We start from the raw sequence: 20016 nt of genomic DNA, 5'->3' as shown, positions 1-20016 counted from the left end.
TAGCTTATCATCTTCGTTTGATTCCCATATCAAGTACAAATCAACCCTGCTGAGGTGAACATTCAGGATGGTTGATCTTCTTTTGGAATCTACAGTCCTTTGATGAAAATGAAAACTGGCTTCTGATCTTTACATAACCCCCTATTTTTAAAATTGAAAAAAAATTTGCCTATATCTCTAAAGAATTGTTAATTTTGATGAGATTTTTTTTATTTAAAAAAATAAAAATTAGCATCGAAGCAAATCAAAAAACTTTTTTTATAATATCCAAAATTTAAGGAATCAAACCATGAAAGTAGGGAACTTGGCGCAGCTTGCAGTCAAGCATATTCGGAGTGACTTCCTAGAAGAATTATACCTCAAAACGGGTTTGGAAACGACTAAACCCATTGTAATTTATGGAATTGTTAATCAGCGCTGCAATTCTAAATGTCGATATTGCGAATACTGGCGATTATCAGAGTATCAAGAAGAAATGACTATTGAGCAGTGGAAAAACGCGCTACTCTCTCTCAAAGCTTATATCGGCACCTATCATATTGAGTTTTCGGGGGGTGAACCCTTTATCAAAAAAGGATTTATCGATCTCTTAGAATTTTGTGATCAACAGCATCTTAAATGGGGAGTGACCACGAATGCCTATTGTTTAACAGAATCTGTTGTTAAACGAGTGGTTGCCGCCCATCCTTTTAATATCAATATTTCCATTGATGCTCACATTTCTGACATTCATGATTATGTCCGAGGAGTTTCTGGTGCTTTAGAAAAAGTCAAAAAACATTTGCAATTTTTATTAGAAGAACGACAAGCTCAAGGTCAAACCTTTCCTGTAATGATTAAATCAACGGTTCATGCTCACAATTTGGATATTATTTCTCAAATGCCGGAATGGGTGCAACAATTGGGAGCAACGGCGATTAATTTCCAACCGGTTGATCGTTGGACATCAGAAACCTATGATGAACTTTGGATTTCTGAAGATCGTATGGAAGAATTGCAAACGGTTGTTGAAAATTTAATTGAACAAAAACGCCAGGGTCTTCCCATTATGAATAGTGAATCTTTGTTGCGAATGTGGCCGGCTCATTTTCGGGAAGAAAAAGCACCTGCTAGTATTGGTTCCTGTCGTGTGGGTTTACGAAACTATTTTATGCGCTCGAATGGAGATGTAGAAGTTTGCTGGTTTTATCCTCCCATTGGTAACGTTAAACATCAAAGTGCACGGGAAATTTGGGAAGGAGAAGAAGCTCAAGAGCGACGTCAACAAACAACCAATTGCGATCGCCTTTGCCTCTACACCTGTTTATCCCAAAAAACATTAGCGGATAAAGTCAAAATGGGATTAACGTTATTAACAAATCGTCAAAATTAGCTCCATTAATCTTCTGTAATCTCTGCTATAGTCTACCTTTGTAGATTATAGCAGTTTTTGAGCAATTTTAAAGGGTTACACCTTCTAAGTCGGCTTCTGTTAATTCATACAAGGATCTTAATTTTTCCAAGGTTTCTGCATCGGTTTCCCAAAATCCTCGACCCTGCGCTTCTAACATTCGACCCACAATATTACGAAATGCTTCGGGGTTTGCTTGTCTTAATTGCTTCGCCATTTTTTCATCTAACGCATAGGTTTGAGCGGCTTGATCATACACCCAATTGTCTTGGAAATTCGTAGTTCCTCCCCAACCCATTAAGGCGGTCATCCGTTGAGAAATTTCATAAGCTCCACCACTTCCTTGATCGACCATCGCTTCAGCCCATTTAGGATTTAATAATTTAGTTCGATATTCAATTCTTAATAAATCTTCTAATTGTCGAGGGGTGGTATCCTTAGAAAAACTTTCAACAAAACTGGCTTTCACTTTTTGACCTTTTTGTTGTTCTGCTGCTCGTTTTAATCCTCCCGTATTCGCATAATATTCTTGAATATCCGTTAAGCCATATTCAACTGAATCAATTTCCTGCACAATATTATCCATTGTTTTTAACAATTGAGTCATCACTTCGGGTCGAGCTTGTCCTTTATCTTGGCGACCATAACTAAAGACATTTCGCCCTTTCCAAGTTTCTGCTAATTCGTCTTTTGATTCCCAATTTCCATCTACAATTTGATCATTGACTAATGAACCAAAATCCCCCGATGGGTTAGAAAATAAACGGGCAGATGGATTTTCAATGCCTTGCGATCGCAACTGTAAGGCGTGTTTTCTAATAAAGTTTTGGTCTTCGGGTTCTTCAATATTTGCTGCCCGTAAAAATAAGTCATCTAATAATTCAATAATATTAGCAAAACTATCTCGAAAAATCCCCGATAAATTCGCTAAAATATCAATGCGAGGATGCCCAATTTTTTCTAACGGTTGTAACTCATAGCGAACAATGCGCCCAGTTCCTTCTTTAACAGGTTCCGCCCCAACTAATTCTAAGATAATTCCTAATGATTCTCCCCGTGTTTTAATCGCATCTAACCCCCATAACATCACCGCTACTGTTTCAGGATAATTCCCGGTTTCTGCTAATTGTTGATTTATAATTTTTTGAGCAATTTCTCGTCCCCTTAAATAAGCTGCTGCCGAAGGCATTCGATAGGGATCTAACGCATGAATATTGCGTCCGGTGGGTAACACTCCTGGGCCATCTCGAAGTAAATCTCCACCGGGAGCAGGAGGAATATATTCTCCATTTAATCCCCTTAATAAATTAGTTAATTCGTCGGAAGTTTGCAACAATAACCCTCGAATTTGAGTTTCTGTTTCTGGAGTTAACTCATTCATGGATTCTGTGGAATAAGCATTAAGATAAGTTGTTAGTTCCTCTTCCGTTGGGTTTTCTCCAAAAATATGTAATCCTGAAGAAAATAATCGCTGTTCTAATGCTTGCAAATAATCATAAATTTTGATAAAATAATTATAGAGAACTTCGACGCTAAATAATCGAGCGTTTTCGATTGTAAAAGCAATGCCTAATTTTTTTCCTTCCTCAAAGGGACAATCGACCTCTAAACCCATATCAACAATTTGCTGACTAATTACATCTTGAAGGGTTGAATTTTTTTGCGGATCTTCTCGATATTCCGCTATTAATTCTCGTAAAGAAACTAATTGTTTATATAGTCCTGCTCGACCATAGGGAGGGACATTATAGGAAATTAACACCCCATAACCTCGACGTTTAGCTAAAATCGATTCTGAGGGATTATTAGCAGCGTAAAGATATAAATTAGGCAGATTTCCGAGTAAAATATCTGACCAAGAATAACCCGTATTTCCTAATGGTGAACCGGGCAACCATTCAACGGTTCCGTGCATTCCAAAATGGACAATAGCATCAGCTTGAAAGTCTTTTTGTAACCATTGATAAAAAGCATTATATTGAGGATGGGGGGTTAAATCTCGTTCAAACATTAACCGCATCGGATCACCCGATAACCCTAAAGGGGGTTGCACCCCGATCCAAATATTGCCGAATTGAATACCTCCAATATGATAATCTTCTCCTAAAGTTTTAATTCCTGTTCCTGTTAAGGATTTCCATTGTTTTTCAACTCGACTTCGTTGTAAATACCCTAACCATTTTTCTAATTTTTCTACATTAACTTGATTAGAAATAACCGACCCATTGTTAAAAACAAAATTTTGTTTTGCTTCTAAGTTTTCATCCGCTTGTTTAACCTTCTGAATGATACTTTCACCCGTTTCTGGTAACTCTCCAACGGTATAACCTTCTGCTTTTAAAGCTTGCAAAACCTTTAACAAACTTTTAGGAACGTTTAATAAAGCGGCGGTTCCTGTTGCACCATATCCAGGGGGAAATCCATATAAAATCATTGCAATTTTTCGATCTTTTGGAGATTTTTGTCGCAGTTTAATCCAACTTTTAACTCGTCCGATTAACCGCTTAACTCGCTCAGGAATTAAATAGATATTTTCTCCGACTAACCCCCCTAACGGAACCGTATCAATAGCACCATCTAATTCGGGTAAAGCATATAAAACCACACTTTGTAAACCGCCTATTCCTTGACGAGTCCATGATAGTAAATCTTGAATTAATAGGGGTGCTGCAATCAAATAAGGAACGTTTTTTACTGTTAAAATTTGTTTAGCAATTTCCACTTGTCGTCCGGCTTCCATTGATCCGGCTGGCCCTCCAACTAACGGAAACCCAATAGTTGAAACAATCGCATCAACCTTTACAGCCTCTTTAGATAAAGATAAGGTTTCTATTTTTCCCTGTTCTCGGTTGTTTAATTCATCGGTTGTCGTCATCCAATCTCTAACCGCAACATGACCTTCAACGCCATTAATAAAAATCGGCAACGGGATTAAATTATCTTGTTGAAAATAGCGAATTAATTGGGGAATATAAGCTTGTTTAGTAATGACGTGCTTGCGATAAAGTAGAATCCCTACAATCGGATAATTAATTGATTCTGGATATTGATGTTGATACCACTCTAAATAAGCCTTTGGAGATTCAAAATAACCGTTATAATCAGGATGTAATAATCCCATATTCGGGGTTTCTACTGGAGGCGGAATTTCACCAACGGTTAACCCTAAATAATGGGTGGCAATTGTCCAAAACATAGCGGCGACATTTTCGGTTCCCCCTGCGTTCCAATACCCATATATAATTAACCAGTTACGCAGGTCTTGAACTTTTTTAACCGGAACAAATTTTAATAATTTTGGCCCCGTTTTGAGAAAACTAATATATCCTGCGAGTTTATCTTCTTCTCGACCACTGGAAAATTTACTGAGAATAAATTGTACAGGTTTGGGCATTCCTTTCGGTTTATCGCCGATTTTAAACGCGCCAATTTGCGTTAAACTCATTAATTCTAAAGCGGATTCAAATACCAAGCGAATGGGAATTTTTTGCACCCGTTCTCGTAACCATAAAACTTGATCATAATCAAAGAGTAAACTCGCAAATAAAACATCAGCATTTTCTAACGCGGCTGCGACAATATCCGGTTCAGTAGAAATAGCGCGATCGCTAAAAACACAAATCTCTAATTCAGGACAACGAGCACTGGCTAATTCGGCTGCGGTTCGATATAAATCAGCATTAAAAGATTCAAACCCAGTAATCAAAACAATTCGTTTCATAATTTTTTTTATTAAAAGATTGGTTTTTATGTCTAGTGTTTTATTATAGCGAATCTCAAATGAAACCTTAATGCTGATACTCTAATCCAGAATCAATAGGTGTTGAATCGTGGTAAAATCTGAACGATCGGTTTTCCGTAGTTTTGAAAAAATGGTCAACGATGCGGCTTCAACTCCGATTTTGATTGCGGGAGTGGATGAAGTGGGAAGAGGCTGTTTATTTGGCCCGGTGGTGGCTGCTGCTGTGATTTTATCGGAGGATGGTATCGCCCAATTAACCGATGCTGGGGTTAAAGATAGTAAAAAATTAACGCCAGGGGTGCGTTCTCGATTAGCAACCCAAATTAAAGCGATCGCGATTGATTGTAAAATCGGTTGGGCTTCTGTGCGAGAAATTGATCGCTTTAATATTTTACAAGCGACATTATTAGCCATGAAACGGGCTATTTTAAAGTTAAATCCTACCCCAGAACTGTGTTTAATTGATGGAAATCAAACCATCCCTCAATTATTCATTCCTCAACAAACGATTATTAAAGGCGATAGTACATCCTTGGCCATTGCAGCCGCGAGTATTGTTGCTAAAGTTTGGCGAGATGAATTAATCATCCGTTTATCTGAAAAATATCCCCAATATGATTTAAAGCGCAATAAAGGTTACGGAACGGTAAAACACCGTCAAGCGATACAAGATTATGGGATAACTTCTCAACACCGTCAATCCTTTAGTTGTTGTCAATTATCCCTACCTTTAGAGTACAATTAAAACCAGGAAAGATTAAACCCTGCGACTTAAAACTTTGAACTAGGAGGATTATTCTTTGTGGAACCGACTTACGAAACGTTAAAACAACAACTGAGTGCATTATCTCAACGCTATACAAATTTAGGCAATCTTCTAGCTGAAGCGGCACAACATCTCAAAACCGCAGGAACTCCCCCTGCAAAAACCTTAATTGATGAACTGATTGCTTATTCTAAAGACTTTAGCGAGATTCAACAAAAATTCATCGCCCAAGGACAAAAAGGTGCTGGTCAAGCCACTTCTGTACAACAGTTACAGAATTTATTACAAAGCTTAACGGCTACACCCGGACATCAAAAAACTCACCTACAAGCTTTAGCAATTTTAGAGCGGGTTTTATCCTTAACTCATAGTGAACAAGCGGAATTTGCACCGTTACAAACAGCAAAAAATCAAGCTCGTGAATTGCAACAATCTATTCCTCAAAAAAACCCGGAATTGCATCCTGTGGCGGAAGCATTAGCCACAGGAAATCATCCGTTAGTCGCGTTAGTTAATTTAGTGGAAAAACAAGACCAATTAGATGATAATCAATGGGCGGTTTTAGAAGAACAAATTACCACCGCCTTTGGTAAATCTCTGGGGGTAGCAATTTCCAGAGGTAAAATTAATTTTATGGTTCAAAAAACCGCCGCAGTTCCTACAGCTAAACCGCCGATTCCTGATATTGTGATCTTGGATGAACCCCAAGGAACCGCTAACCCAGAATTAATTATTGTTCCCAGTATTGATGTAACTAAATTACCCCCAACCATTGATGGGAAAAATATTGTTTTTGGGAAGGCTCCCTTAACGACTAAATTCCAAGGAAAAGCCACTCTTTCTAATCTAAATTTAAAACTTTTAGTGCATTTACAAGGTTTAGGCGATCGCACCTTTACCGCCAGAGAATATGCAGGTACACGGGGTCAAGGACGGCGTTTAGAAGCGTTTCAAATCCAGCTTGATCCTGCCATTCCCGGTTTAAGTTTACGCTACATGGCTCATATCGCGACCATTGGAGATACCCCCTGGATTCCTGAAGGTCAATTAGTGGGAGAACGAGGTAAAAATCGACAAATCGAAGGATTAGCCATTGAACTCATTGGCCCAGAATCGACAAACTACACCGTTTTCTATACCGCCCATGTCCAGAATAAAGGCGATGTTCCCGTTTGTACCAACGGTCAATACTGTGGAACTAAAGGTCAAGGTCTACGGGTAGAAGGGATTAAAGTTTGGATTGAAGCCAAATCATAAACCTAAGACCGTTTCTTGGGTAACAAATTCGGTAAAAATCAGCCAAAGATTATTAATATTGGGGGCTATCATTCTTTGATTGTGGGTCAAGGAATGATAGTCCTTGAACGGCTTGTGGAGCCAACTAATGCTACAATCACTTGAACAGGTCAGGGTAAAAAACCTATCTAAACACCCTAATAACCGCACAGATTAAAGCTATACTTTACACTCAGCACATCCCCTTGTGTTTAGCTGGCACTGTCAAGTTCATGAATTCAGAAGAAAATCAAATCCGAGATCAAAACGACCCCCTAAGCGAGAATGCTTCTTCCTTCACAGAACCCTCTAATCCAGAAATTGGAGGGAACCCTAGCAATATGAATCCTTCACCCATTGCTGACCCTTGGGACACTAACGACCTGTCAACCCCTGAACCTGTCGCAACGCCCACAACTTCACCAACCCTCTCAGAACGTCTGGTGTCAGAACCCATCGCAGAAGTCACCACTGAGTTAGGTCAACGGGTGAAAACCTTACAGCGTCAAGAACAAGAACTTCAACAAAAAATTGCTGAATTACAGGCGACCAACGCCCGAATGCAGCAGGAACAATTAGCCTTAACTCAGTCGATGGGAAAATTAATCTCCTCGGCGCTCGACCAATTAGAACAACGCAAACAAACCTTACAAATTGAAGTCGAAAAACTCGAACGGCGTCGCGATCGCATTCAAAAAGAAATGCGAACCACTTTCGCCGGAGTGTCCCAAGAACTCGCGATCCGGGTACAAGGATTTAAAGATTATTTAGTCGGGAGTTTACAAGATTTAGTCGCCACGACCGAACAATTAGAATTGTTACCGGAAACGCCTCCCCAACCGCCTGTACCAGAGGTGATCCCCTCTTCCCAACCTTCCCCACCTTCCCCACCTTCCCCACCCCGACGGGGTAACAATGGTGATAATTCCCCAAATCCCCCAATTCCTCAATTTTCAGAACAAGGATTTCAGGAACAAACCCAGAGAATTCGCCAACTCCTCGATCAATATCGCACGTCTCCCGATTATTATGGTGCTCCTTGGCAATTACGACGCACCTTTGAACCCATCCACGCCAAACGAGTTTCTAATTGGTTCTTTACCCAAGGGGGACGGGGTGCATTACGCACGATGGGAAGCCGTTTACAAAATATTTTGGTCGCTTCAGCAACAATTTCTGTGCTGAGAAATTTGTATGGAAACCGCTTAAGAACCTTAGTTTTAGCCAATAGTCCCGAACGTTTGGGAGAATGGCGACGGGGATTACAAGATTGTTTAGGAATTGATCGCCGAGATTTTGGGCCAGAACAAGGAATTGTATTATTTGAAGAACCGGAAGTGTTATCTCAAAAAGCGGATCGCTTGGTGAAAGAAGGACGCTTACCTTTGATTATTATTGATGATATGGAAGACAAAATTAGTTTATCGTTACTGCAATTTCCCCTCTGGTTAGCCTTCGCCCCCGATCCCCAAACCCTACAACAACAACCGATTGAACGGTTTTAAAAAGTAATAATTAATGGGTTTCGGGTTTCGGGTTTCAGGTTTCAGGTTTCAGGTTTCAGGTTTCAGGCTTCAAAAGCTAATAATTCCCCCCCTGCTCCCCCTTCTCCCCCTGTTCCCTGTTCCCTGTTCCCTGTTCCCTAATTCTATTAAATGGTGTTTAAACATGATTGAATGGTTATTAATTAATACAGGATTATTAGTAATCGCTTATTTCTTAGGTTCAATTCCAACGGGATATGCCATTGGACGTTGGTTTTATAATGTTGATATTCTGGCGGAGGGTTCCGGTTCGACAGGAGCTACTAATATTCTCAGAACCTTGGGAAAATTGCCCGCATTATTGGTTTTAGCAATTGATATTTTAAAAGGAACATTAGCTGTTCTTCTGGTGTTTTGGGTTTATTCCCTATCGGTGATGGCTGAACTCGCAACAACCGCCGGAATTCAGCAACTTGATATTTGGCAAAATTGGACTGCGGTTTTAGCCGGATTAATTGTTGTTTTGGGTCATACAAAATCCATTTGGATTGGTTGGAGAGGCGGAAAATCTGTGGCTTCAAGTTTAGGAATTTTGTTAGCATTAGATTGGAAATTAGCCTTAGCAACATTAGGAATTTTTGCCTTAGTTTTAGCCATTTCTCGAATTGTTTCCTTGAGTTCGATTTCAGGAGCCATTGGCATTGCAATCTTAATGATAGCAACCGGAGAACCTCAACCCTATCAAATTTTTGCGCTGGCGGGAGGACTGTATGTGATTTGGCGACATCGAAGTAATATTGATCGGATTCTCAAAGGAACAGAACCGAGGGTTGGCGAAAAATTAACCACCCCCGTTGAATCTTGAACTCAACTTGAAAATTCTTGGTTAAAATCAAGTCAACCCTCCTTTGAAATTCTATCTTTCGATAGAGAACTTATTCCTGTTCAAACAGCGATCAGGTGCGAATCCAGATTATGGAATCAGGGAGTATTATGATGGCATCTCTATCTCGTCTGTTTCGATTCAATCCAAACGCACCTAAACTATCCTTGCGGGTTGTTTTTGTCGTTCCGTTTCTGCTCCAAATTTTTGCATCGGTGGGATTAACCGGATGGTTATCTTTTCGCAATGGTTCCAACGCCGTTAATGATTTAGCGACTCAATTACGAGTTGAATTAAGTAACCGAATTTTACAGGAACTCAATACTTATTTAGAAACGCCTCATATTGTCAATCAAATCAATGTTGATACCTTAAAAATGGGATTAATTAATCTCAATAATACATCCTTGATGGAACGGTATCTGTGGAATCAATTAAAACAATTTAAAACCACCAGTTATATTGGAATTGGATTGCAAAATGGCTATTATATTGGAGCCAATCGCAACGATGATGGCACCATTGAATTTGATATTGTTGATCAAAGAACCGCCGGAAAATTTGAAAAATGGTTAACGAATAATCAAGGCGATCGCAGTCAATTATTAAGTGTACGAAAAAATTATGACCCCAGAGTTCGTCCTTGGTATGAAGCCGGAGTGAAAGCAGGAAAACCCGTTTGGAGTGAAATTTATGCTTATTTCGGTTCCAGAGTCCTTGTGATTTCGGCTAATCAACCGATTTATAATCAAAAAAAACAACTGTTAGGGGTAGCGAGTACCGATTTAACTTTAGAACGCATTAGTCAATTTCTCAATAACTTAAAAATTGGCAAAACCGGACAAACCTTTGTCATGGGAAAAAACGGGTATTTAGTAGCAACATCTACCTTAGAAGAAACCTTTATTGTTCATCAGAAAGAGAAGGAAACGGAACGAATTCAAGCGGTTAATAGTAGCAATCCGTTAACTCAAGCTACCGCTCGTTATTTACTAAAATCTTTTGTTAATTTAGATCAAATTCAACAACCGACTCAACTTACTTTTGATCTGAACGGGAAACAACAATATTTACAAGTCACCCCCCTATCGGATAGTCGAGGAATTAATTGGTTAATTGTTGTTGTGGTTCCAGAAAGCGATTTTATGGCAGAAATTAATGCCAATACTCAAACGACTATTTTATTATGTTTAGTGGCATTATTATTCGCTACATTATTTGGAATTTATACCTCCCGTTGGATTAGTACCCCAATTTTACGTCTGAGTCAAGCGAGTCAAGCGATCGCAGGTGGAGAACTCGATCAACAAATTCCGGTAGAACCGATTCAAGAATTAAGCATTTTAGCGAATTCTTTTAATACAATGACTCAACAGTTAAAAACCTCTTTTAACGAGTTAGAAAAAAACAATGCCGAATTAGAACAACGAGTGGAAGAACGAACGGCAGATTTAAGGTTAGAGAAAGAACGTTCAGAACAATTATTATTAAATATTTTACCCGAAGCCATTGCAGAACAACTTAAACAAGATACAAAAGCCATCGCATCAGCCATTGAAGAAGTTACGATATTATTTGCCGATATTGTGGGATTTACCCCGCTTTCGTCTCAAGTTCCTCCGATAGAATTAGTCAGTCTTCTTAATGAAATGTTCTCGATTTTTGATCATTTAGCAGAACAACATGGATTAGAAAAAATTAAAACCATTGGGGATGCTTATATGGTGGTCGGAGGTTTACCGTTACCTAAACTGAATCATGCAGAAGCGATCGCCGATATGGCTTTAGAAATGCAAGCTGCTTTATCTCAATTTCAAGCACCTTTAGAAAGATTTAATATCGGATCTAAATTTCAAATTAGAATTGGAATTAATACGGGTTCTGTCGTCGCAGGTGTGATTGGAATTAAAAAGTTTATTTATGATTTATGGGGAGATGCGGTTAATATTGCCTCTCGCATGGAATCTTCCGGTGAACCCGGACGCATTCAAGTCACAGAAGCCACTTATGAACGAATTAAAAATCAATATATTTTTGAAAAACGGGGTAAAATTCCCATTAAAGGAAAGGGAGAAATGATGACCTATTGGTTAGTTGGAAAGAAATAAAATGTTTCTATATATCTTGTCCAGATTGACAAACACAACAACTATTAAGTCGTTGAGCTTTGGCTTGATAGAGAGATTGATCAGCCCGATCAAAAATATCCTCAATGCGGGTATCCTGGGAATCAGAAATGGCGATCCCAATACTCACGGTCATGTGTAAATTCCCTTTTTCTGTAGGGATGGATAAATTAAAAATTAAATAGCAAATCTCTTGAGCCATTTTAACGGCATCTTCCAGAGTAGTTTCAGGCAATAATAGTACAAATTCTTCCCCACCATAGCGCCCAAAATGATCAACATCTCTAATATTATTCCTAATCACAGATGTGAACTGTATTAAAGCATGATCCCCAATCAGATGACCATAATCATGATTAATCTTTTTAAAATGATCTAAATCTAATAGTAATAAAGAAAAGGTTTTTCCGGCTTGAATTGAAGACTCAAATTCGGCTTCAGCGACTTCAAAAAAGCGACGACGATTTAACACTTGAGTCAAGGGATCAAGTTGAGCTAACTGTTCGAGTTGTAATAAGGTATTTTTTAAAGTATCGGTGGTGTGTTTTAAGGTTAAGTGAGTTTTTACCCTTGCTAATAATTCATTTTTAATATAAGGTTTGGTAATATAATCAACAGCCCCGGCTTCAAAGGCATCAATTAAATGATCTTGTTCATGACTAGCGGTGAGAAATATAATTGGAATATCTTGAAAGAGAGGATCATTTTTTAGGGTCTTACAAACCTCTAAACCATCCATTTCAGACATCATTAAATCTAATAAAATTAAATCCGTTTTATTGTTTTTAATCCGTTCAAACGCTTGTAAACCACTGGTGGCAAAAGTGGTATTATATCCAGCATCATCAAGCATTTTACCCACTAATTTAAGGTTATGGGTAATATCATCGACAATTAATATTAAGAAATTTTCCGGTATCAATGTATTGAGTTGCATTAATTAAAATCCTTCGTGTTCAGAAAGTGTTAAAGTTTTTCGGATATTCGGAAAAGACTCAACTGTTTCAGGAATATGATCCCAATCAAAAGCTTCTAATTGGCTTTCTAAGGTTTCTACATAATTTAATAACGGTTGATATTGATATTGTTGCCCCCAAGTTGATAAGCGTTGAACAAAATGCTGTAACTCTCTAGTTTTTAAGGTTTTCCGTAAAGAATTCCAAACCTGTTCTTCTTCTTGCTGGAGTTTGAATAGCAGTTCTTGACCGTTCACAGTTCCAGGGATTAATTGGGGAGGTGCGACAATTTCTTGCGTTGGTTTTTCTGGCAATAACTGAGTCGAGTTTTCAGGATCAGCTTGAGGTAAATATTGTTTCATTTCGGCGACTAATTGCGGTAAGCTAATCGGTTTGCGCAGAAATCCTTGGTCAAGAGATTTGACTTCTACCTCTTCTTGATTGTGACAAGATGCCGTTAAAATAATGATCGGAATTTGCCGGGTTTTTTCATCTTGCTTGAGCACTTGAGCGACTTCATGTCCATTCATGTCTGGCATTCTTAAATCTAGGAAAATTAGATCAGGTTGATGAACCTTCGCCATCTGAATTGCTTGTTTTCCATCACTGGCTAAAAATAATAAATGATGACTATCTGCAAAGTATCCTTGAATTAATTCTTGATTTGAAGCTACATCATCCACTGCTAAAATTGTACTCGGCTTAAATTGATTCAGATTGCGATCTTGATAGGAATTTAATTTTAAGGAAATCGGCTTGGTTACCACAGAAATTTCTGGAAATACAAAGGTAAAAATACTACCTCGTTTCAATTGGCTTTGAAGCAATACTGTCCCCCCCATCATTTGAGTTAAACGTTGAGTAATGGCCAATCCTAAACCTGTTCCTCCATACTTACGATTACTTTGTCCGGAACTTTGAACGAAGGTTTCAAAAATACGAGTCTGCTGATGAGGTGCAATCCCAATTCCTGTATCCTCAATGGTAATTTCTAACCAAATTTTTTCGCCGTTAAAAGCATAATAGGATTGACTACGGGCCGAGAGAGTAATAGATCCCTGTTCCGTAAACTTGATGGCGTTCCCGACAACGTTAAACAGAATTTGACGTAATCGGATTTCATCAATATAAATCAATTCGGGAACATGATCATCAATTTTGATCTGTAAAATTAATCCTTTTTCTGCCGCTTTGTACTGAAAAATTTGTTGCATTTCTTGAATCAGTACCCGCAAGTTAACGGGGATATAATCCAGTTCTAGCTTTCCTGCCTCAATTTTAGATAGATCCAGAATATCATTAATTAAGGCTAGTAAGGTTCGACCTGCATTACTGACAGTGTTTAAATAAGAAAGTGCTCTAGGCTCATGAATCACGGGTTGTAACAAATCCGTAAATCCTAAAATTGCATTCATGGGTGTACGAATTTCATGACTCATATTAGCCAAAAATTCACTTTTAGCTTGGTTTGCCATTTCTGCTTCCCGTCGAGCTTGTTCGAGAGCGATATTTTTTTGGCTAAGTTCTTGACTGCGACAGGTTTCTTGTTCAAGTAAACTGGCTAATTCTTGTTCTAAAACTTTGCGATCCGTAATTTCAATTAAATATCCCAGCATTTCCACAACATTTCCCACTTCATCTCGAATTTTTCTTAACTGAGTAAAAAACCAACTATAGGTGCCATCGGCTTTTAACCAGCGATATTCATGGGTATAAAAATCTCCGGTAAATTTAGTGGTTAAGTTGGTTAAAACTCGGTCTACATCATCAGGATGAAGATGCTGAATCCAAAAGCTAGAATCTTCTAAAAAAATTTGCGGTTCATATCCAAAAATCTCCTTAACATTTTCACTAATAAAGCTAATGGGATAATTGCCTTCTGGGTAACAACTTAAAATAACAACGGGAGAATAATTGAGTAAGAAGTTTAACCGATCACTGGTTTCTCTTAATTCTAATTCAGCTTTTTTGCGATCGCTCACATCTAAAAGCACACCTTGCCAAGCAATATCTCCATTGTCTCGACATTCAGGACGGGAGACTTCTTCCACCCATTTTAAAGCACCATTGGGCATTTGATATCGAAACTGATAATACAGTGGGCTCAGGGTCGCTGCACTCCTTGAAATTGCTGTTTTATATTTCTGGTAATCTTCGGGATGAAACCCTGCTTTTAACGGTTGATGATTATTGATTAATTCGTTGGCGCTCAAGCCAAATAGTTCAGCACAACCATCACTAATATATTCAATAAAATTTGAACCATCTGGAGGTTGTATATAGGTATAAATTGCCCCTGGAATATTATCAGCAACCGCTTTTAACTGTGCTTCTTTTTTGCGTAATGTTTCCTCTATTCGTTTGCGTTCAGCAATATCAAAGGTCATTCCTAAAATTTGTTGAACTTCTCCATTTTCACCTAAAAGCGGAACATATTTAATAATTACTATATAAGGTTCTAATTCTCCTAGTTGCAGGGTAAATTCTCCAATTTGCACCGTTTTTGTAGCAATTGCCTGATGCAATAATGGGAGATATTTAGAATACAATTCGGGCGGATAAACATCCTCATCTCGATGACCAATAAAGCGTTCGATGGGAATTTTAGTACATTCCGATGTTCGTTGATTAACATATTCAAATCGACGTTCTGAATCATAGATTACGAACACATCAGGAGCGTGTTCTACAGTTAAAGAAAACAGTTCTTGATTGTGTTTAAGTGCATTTTCAGCTTCTTTTAGATCCGTTAAATCTTGCATACTAGCTAGAATTCCACAGATATTATTTTGTTCATCTAAATAAGGGATATAGCAGCGCCTTAAATAGCGTTTTCCAACAGTATCCAGATCCACCCATACATCATTTTGAACGATTTTCCCTGTTAAACATTGATCCAAAGCAGGTTTGATCGTTTTCTCAAAAACTTCAATCCCTAAAGCGTCAGCCACAGAATAACCCATAATGGCTTCTATCGGTTGATTAATCAGTTTTGAGTAAGCCGGATTGGCAATTTGATAAATATAGTTTTGATCGAGTAAACAAATTGCATCCGCCGTCATCGCCACAATTCGTTCATATCGTCTGAGGGATTCTTCATAATATTTGCGATCGCTAATATCTTCAACAATATAAGAAAACCGAGGACGATTGTTTTCTGATAAACCAATATAAGACACCGTTGCTGATAACCATTTCTTTTTCCCATCAGGTTGATCATATTGAAACTCAAATTTGACAGGTTTTCCTAAACGTTGACTTTCTCGATAATGATTCATCCAATCTTGAAGCAGAGGATTATTTATACCGATTTGACTAACAAATTTATGGGAAATTTCCTCACTTGTTTTCCCTAAAAATTGAGCGGTTGCTAAATTGACTGAAAGATGTAAAACATCCGTTGCAAATAGTTCAACAACACCCATCATCATTGGAGAACAATTATAAAAACTATTCAGAATTTCTTGTTGTTCTTTGAAAGCAGATTGGGTTTCTTGACTTCGATCTAATTCTTGCCTTAAGCGTTCATTAGTTTGTTTTAATTCAGCCGTGCGTTCTTGAATTTTAACTTCTAATTCTCGATTAGCTTTTTGCACTTGTTCGAGTAACGTAGCTTGTTGAATTCCTAAAGCTATATGAACTGATAAATTTTCTAAAAATTCTGTTTCTTCAGGTTCCCAGGGTCGAATGATACTAAAATTTTGAGCCACCAATCTACCCCATAGCTGGTTTTCTAATCGAATTTCAACAGCTAAATCTGAATTAGAATTGCGATAGATGACCCCAGAATCCAAAAGTGAGTATTGAGGTTTTTCTAAAGATTCAAAAATGATTGTTCGACAACCATCGGCTTCAAATTTTTCAATCATTACTCGATCGCATTCTAACAATTGCTGAACTTCTGTCACCGTTGTTTTCAAAATCAGATCTAAACTTAAAGAAGCTCGAATTCGTAAAGCAGTATCCGTTAAAAGTTGATGTTTTTGTGTTTGTTCTTTAAGTCTTAGCGACGCTTTTGGACTCATCAATAATAACGGATGACTCATAACTTGTTCTGCCTTTATTATGGAATAACAATTCAGTGATCTACACCACTTATACTACAATTAAAATTAATCCTTCAAAGCAATAGAGATTAATTCTTCAACATTACTCACCGGGAAAATTTTCGTTTCTAGTTGTTCTGCGAGTTCCGCTACCGTCATATCATCCAGAAACACAGGTTCTCCTTGTTTTAACATCACCGAGGGTAATAAAATCCCATTTCCTAATAATTTTCCCTTTAATCCTTGCAGCAAGTCTTGTCCGGTTAATAGACCTGTAACCGTAATCTCTTGACCCCAATATTGACTCGCTAAAGCTACTAAATTCACCGTTAGTCCTGAAATCTCATTTAAGGAGTTTAGCAAAGGTTGAAAGGCTTTTTCAACGGCATTTCCCACTACCCAAGTCAATTGACGGGGAGTTGAACAAGATTGAATCGGGTGTTGTCTAACGGTTTGTTCAAATTCTTTAATAAATTTGCGAATGGAACCCACCCCATTACCAATTTGAGGATAATCTTGATAATGGGATTCAGGCGGTAATTCTGCACCAGCAATTAAAAAGAGTTCATCAGCAATCCAAACGCAAGTTGAACCCAATTCTTGTTGAAATTTTTGTTGTAAATTTTGAACTTGAGTAATAATTTCTTGCGCTTTTTCAGGCGTAACGGGAATTAATTCATCTTCGGGAGGACGAAAGCGAGTTAACCCCACGGGAACCACCGCAACAGAAGCAACGGTGGGGATTCTACCCCGATGAAATTGAGCTAAATCTAATAAGGTTTGTTCTAAGTGTTGACCATCATTAATCCCTGGACAAACGACAACTTGAGCATGAATTTGTAAACGATTCTTTTTAAACCATTTTAACTGATTTAAGATTTGACCCGCCCGGTGATTTTTTAATAAGCGAATTCTAACTTCAGGTTCGGTGGCGTGAACCGAAACATACAACGGAGAAAGCCGCAGTTGAGCGATTCTATCCCATTCTCGTTGAGATAAATTAGTTAAGGTTAAATAGGAACCATATAAAAAGCTCAAGCGATAATCATCATCTTTTAAATATAAAGTTTCTCGCTTTCCGGGGGGTTGTTGATCAATAAAACAAAACGGACAGCGATTATTACATTGAATTAATCCATCAAATAAAGCGGATTCAAACTCTAAGCCTAAATCTTGATCATAATCTTTTTCTATTTCAAGTTGATGGGTTTTTCCCAATCGATCTAAAACTTCTAATTCTAACACTTCATCAGCGCATAAAAATTGATAATCGATTAAATCACGGGGTTGTTGTCCGTTAATGGAAACAATGGCATCTCCGGGTTCAAATCCTATTTCTTCCGCCAGAGAGTTGGGTAAGACGGTTGTAATTTTAGCAGGTCGAATCATGTTAGGGCAGGGAACACAATAGAACATCTCTACATTGTAAAGCAGTCGTGCAAACCGGGTTAGGATGAAGACTAATACAACACACATCTTCTTCTTGCTGTTCCCTGTTACCCGTTCCCTGTTAATTCTAAATATTGTTTAATGCACCGCCCCACACAGCCACTAGAATCATGACTCCAAAGGCGAGACGATACCAAACAAAAATCCAGGTACTTTGTTTTTGTAAATAACGAATTAACCAAGCAATTGATAAATAGGAAAAAATAGCCGATGAAATTAAACCAATACTAATATGAATCAGGTCTGAATGCCTGATACCGCTTGCAAATACCATTTTTAATTCCACCGCTCCTGCTAAAGTAATGGCTGGAATTCCTAATAAAAAAGAAAAACGAGCCGCCGTTGCTCGTTCTAAGCCGATAAATAATCCAGCCGTAATGGTTGATCCGGATCGAGAAACGCCAGGAATTAAAGCTAAGGCTTCAGCTAAACCCATTAATATTCCATCTCGGAGTTTAAGCTGTTCAAAATTTCGTTTTCGTTGCCCTATTTTTTCAGCTAATCCTAATAAAATTGACATTCCAATAGAGGCGAAGGCAATCATTTCTAAACTGCGTAAGGAAGAGTTCTCATAATCAGGAATAAACAGTTTAATTAACAATCCAAAAAAGACAATTGGAATCGTACCTAACGTAATCCCTAACGCTAAACGAAAGTCTACAGACTCATAATCCTTTTTTTGAATCGCCCGCCATGATCCCAGAACCACTTGAACTAAATCATGCCAAAAAAACCACACGACTGCCGCAATACTGCCTAACTGAATAATGGCTGTAAATTCAATACCCGGATCTCCCCAACCTAACATCACAGGGATGACTTTTAAATGGGCGGTACTGCTAATGGGTAAAAATTCTGTTACTCCTTGAATTAATCCTAAAAAAAATGCTTCTATGATATTAATTTCGGAACCGATTGAACTCGAAGATACCGTTTGAGCCAGTAGATCTGTTGCTTCTAAATTCAAAAATAAATCCGACATAAAAATCATAGAATATAAACTCAATAACATCTGATTACACATTGCAAATCTTAAATTCTCTTCTTAAGGCGGTAAATTTCAGGATGCAATCTATAGACCCCTAAAATAATAGCCTGATTTGCTAATCGATAGACTCTGATCTCAAAAACATTATGGCCTCAGTTGAACAGTAAATTTTCATTGATTGATGAAAAGTTGCTTAAAGAAATCAGGCTTTTGTTTAAGGGAGGGTTAAAATCAGAATTCCCTTATAATTCTACAGGATGCTGCCCATAATAAGGCAATGTTTCTGACCAGTGGGAATATTTTCCCAATTTCCAGTCTAAATATCCTAATTCTAATAATTGCATTGCCGTTTGTCCTAACCCGGCTTCTACCTTGACCCGATGATAGGGTGTTTGCCAAGAGGCTAAGGTTTGTTCCCACTGCTGAGATGACATGACACTATCCGGTAATTGGGGAATTAACCCGGAATTGGTTTCTGGATTTTGATCATAAATTGCTACAAAAAGTTGACCTCGTTGTGCCCGCATTTCCAGTGCAATGACTAAATTTTGATCTTGATTTTGTCTGAGTTGAAGTTGTTCTTTCCAAGCGATCGCGGCTAAACTAGAAATAGCAAATAGTGGAATATTTAACTGTTGAGCTAAGGTGCGGGCGGTGACGACTCCGATGCGAGTTCCAGTAAAACTTCCGGGGCCTTTAGCGACAGCAATCCATCCCAACTCTGACCAAGTTTGGGGTTGAATAAACTCTAATAAATATTGGTGCAGTTGGGTGGATAAATCTCGTCCGATTGCCCAGGATTGACAACGCTGAACGTCTTGAAAGTTACTGAGTGCTAATCCCAGGTCAGGACTACTGGTGTGAATAGCTAAACCATAAACAGGTTGAGAGGAAATCGGTTGCACAGGTTC

At 38.2% G+C, this 20016-nt stretch carries 12 protein-coding genes; 6 read left to right on the top strand and 6 right to left on the bottom strand.

Translation table 11 applies throughout. The annotated features are described in order from the left end of the window. Positions 1-289 precede the first annotated feature (289 nt). Positions 290-1372 carry a radical SAM/SPASM domain-containing protein gene (locus ACKPEB_RS14690; protein WP_408965669.1) on the top strand — a complete coding sequence of 361 codons (1083 nt, stop codon included), beginning with the start codon at positions 290-292 and terminating at the stop codon, positions 1370-1372. A 67-nt stretch (positions 1373-1439) separates the two neighbouring features. Here the strand turns inward: ACKPEB_RS14690 and bchH are convergent, their stop codons facing one another. Continuing rightward, positions 1440-5111 (bottom strand): magnesium chelatase subunit H, encoded by a 3672-nt coding sequence (gene bchH / locus ACKPEB_RS14685; protein WP_408965668.1) that lies wholly within the window; start codon positions 5109-5111, stop codon positions 1440-1442. 151 nt (positions 5112-5262) lie between these two features. On the opposite strand from bchH, the gene ACKPEB_RS14680 reads away from it, so the two are divergent. From ACKPEB_RS14680 to ACKPEB_RS14660, 5 genes are all read left to right on the top strand, one after another. Then, positions 5263-5877, top strand: a complete 615-nt coding sequence (locus tag ACKPEB_RS14680; protein ID WP_408965671.1) for a ribonuclease HII — start codon at positions 5263-5265, stop codon at positions 5875-5877. A 57-nt stretch (positions 5878-5934) separates the two neighbouring features. Next, entirely contained in the window at positions 5935-7155 is a 1221-nt protein-coding gene (locus tag ACKPEB_RS14675) for a hydrogenase (protein ID WP_408965667.1), read from the top strand. A 251-nt stretch (positions 7156-7406) separates the two neighbouring features. Then, complete coding sequence (locus ACKPEB_RS14670) at positions 7407-8678, top strand: DUF3086 domain-containing protein (RefSeq protein ID WP_408965666.1); 1272 nt, start codon at positions 7407-7409, stop codon at positions 8676-8678. A gap of 163 nt (positions 8679-8841) precedes the next feature. Then, positions 8842-9522, top strand: a complete 681-nt coding sequence (gene plsY, locus ACKPEB_RS14665; RefSeq protein WP_408965665.1) for a glycerol-3-phosphate 1-O-acyltransferase PlsY — start codon at positions 8842-8844, stop codon at positions 9520-9522. 128 nt (positions 9523-9650) lie between these two features. Next, on the top strand, positions 9651-11648 hold the full coding sequence (locus tag ACKPEB_RS14660; protein WP_408965664.1) for an adenylate/guanylate cyclase domain-containing protein: 1998 nt from the start codon (positions 9651-9653) through the stop codon (positions 11646-11648). A gap of 7 nt (positions 11649-11655) precedes the next feature. Here ACKPEB_RS14660 and ACKPEB_RS14655 read toward each other — a convergent pair whose 3' ends face one another. The 5 genes from ACKPEB_RS14655 to tsaB form a co-directional block, all read right to left on the bottom strand. Beyond that, positions 11656-12603, bottom strand: coding sequence for a diguanylate cyclase (locus ACKPEB_RS14655; RefSeq protein WP_408965663.1), 948 nt, complete (start codon positions 12601-12603; stop codon positions 11656-11658). A gap of 3 nt (positions 12604-12606) precedes the next feature. After that, entirely contained in the window at positions 12607-16668 is a 4062-nt protein-coding gene (locus tag ACKPEB_RS14650) for a PAS domain S-box protein (RefSeq protein ID WP_408965662.1), read from the bottom strand. 66 nt (positions 16669-16734) lie between these two features. Next, the gene (locus tag ACKPEB_RS14645; RefSeq protein WP_408965661.1) at positions 16735-18057 is read right to left on the bottom strand and encodes a TIGR03279 family radical SAM protein; all 1323 of its coding nucleotides are present in this window, start codon (positions 18055-18057) and stop codon (positions 16735-16737) included. A 127-nt stretch (positions 18058-18184) separates the two neighbouring features. Continuing rightward, positions 18185-19108, bottom strand: coding sequence for an undecaprenyl-diphosphate phosphatase (locus ACKPEB_RS14640; protein ID WP_408965660.1), 924 nt, complete (start codon positions 19106-19108; stop codon positions 18185-18187). A 239-nt stretch (positions 19109-19347) separates the two neighbouring features. Further along, positions 19348-20010: a tRNA (adenosine(37)-N6)-threonylcarbamoyltransferase complex dimerization subunit type 1 TsaB gene (tsaB, locus tag ACKPEB_RS14635; RefSeq protein ID WP_408965659.1), complete on the bottom strand. Its 663-nt coding sequence runs from the start codon at positions 20008-20010 to the stop codon at positions 19348-19350. Positions 20011-20016 lie beyond the last annotated feature (6 nt).

The sequence above is a fragment of the Planktothrix sp. genome (assembly GCF_046067725.1).
GTDB lineage: Bacteria > Cyanobacteriota > Cyanobacteriia > Cyanobacteriales > Microcoleaceae > Planktothrix.
Note: the sequence above shows the minus strand (reverse complement) of the source record. Positions and strands in the feature narration are given on the sequence as shown.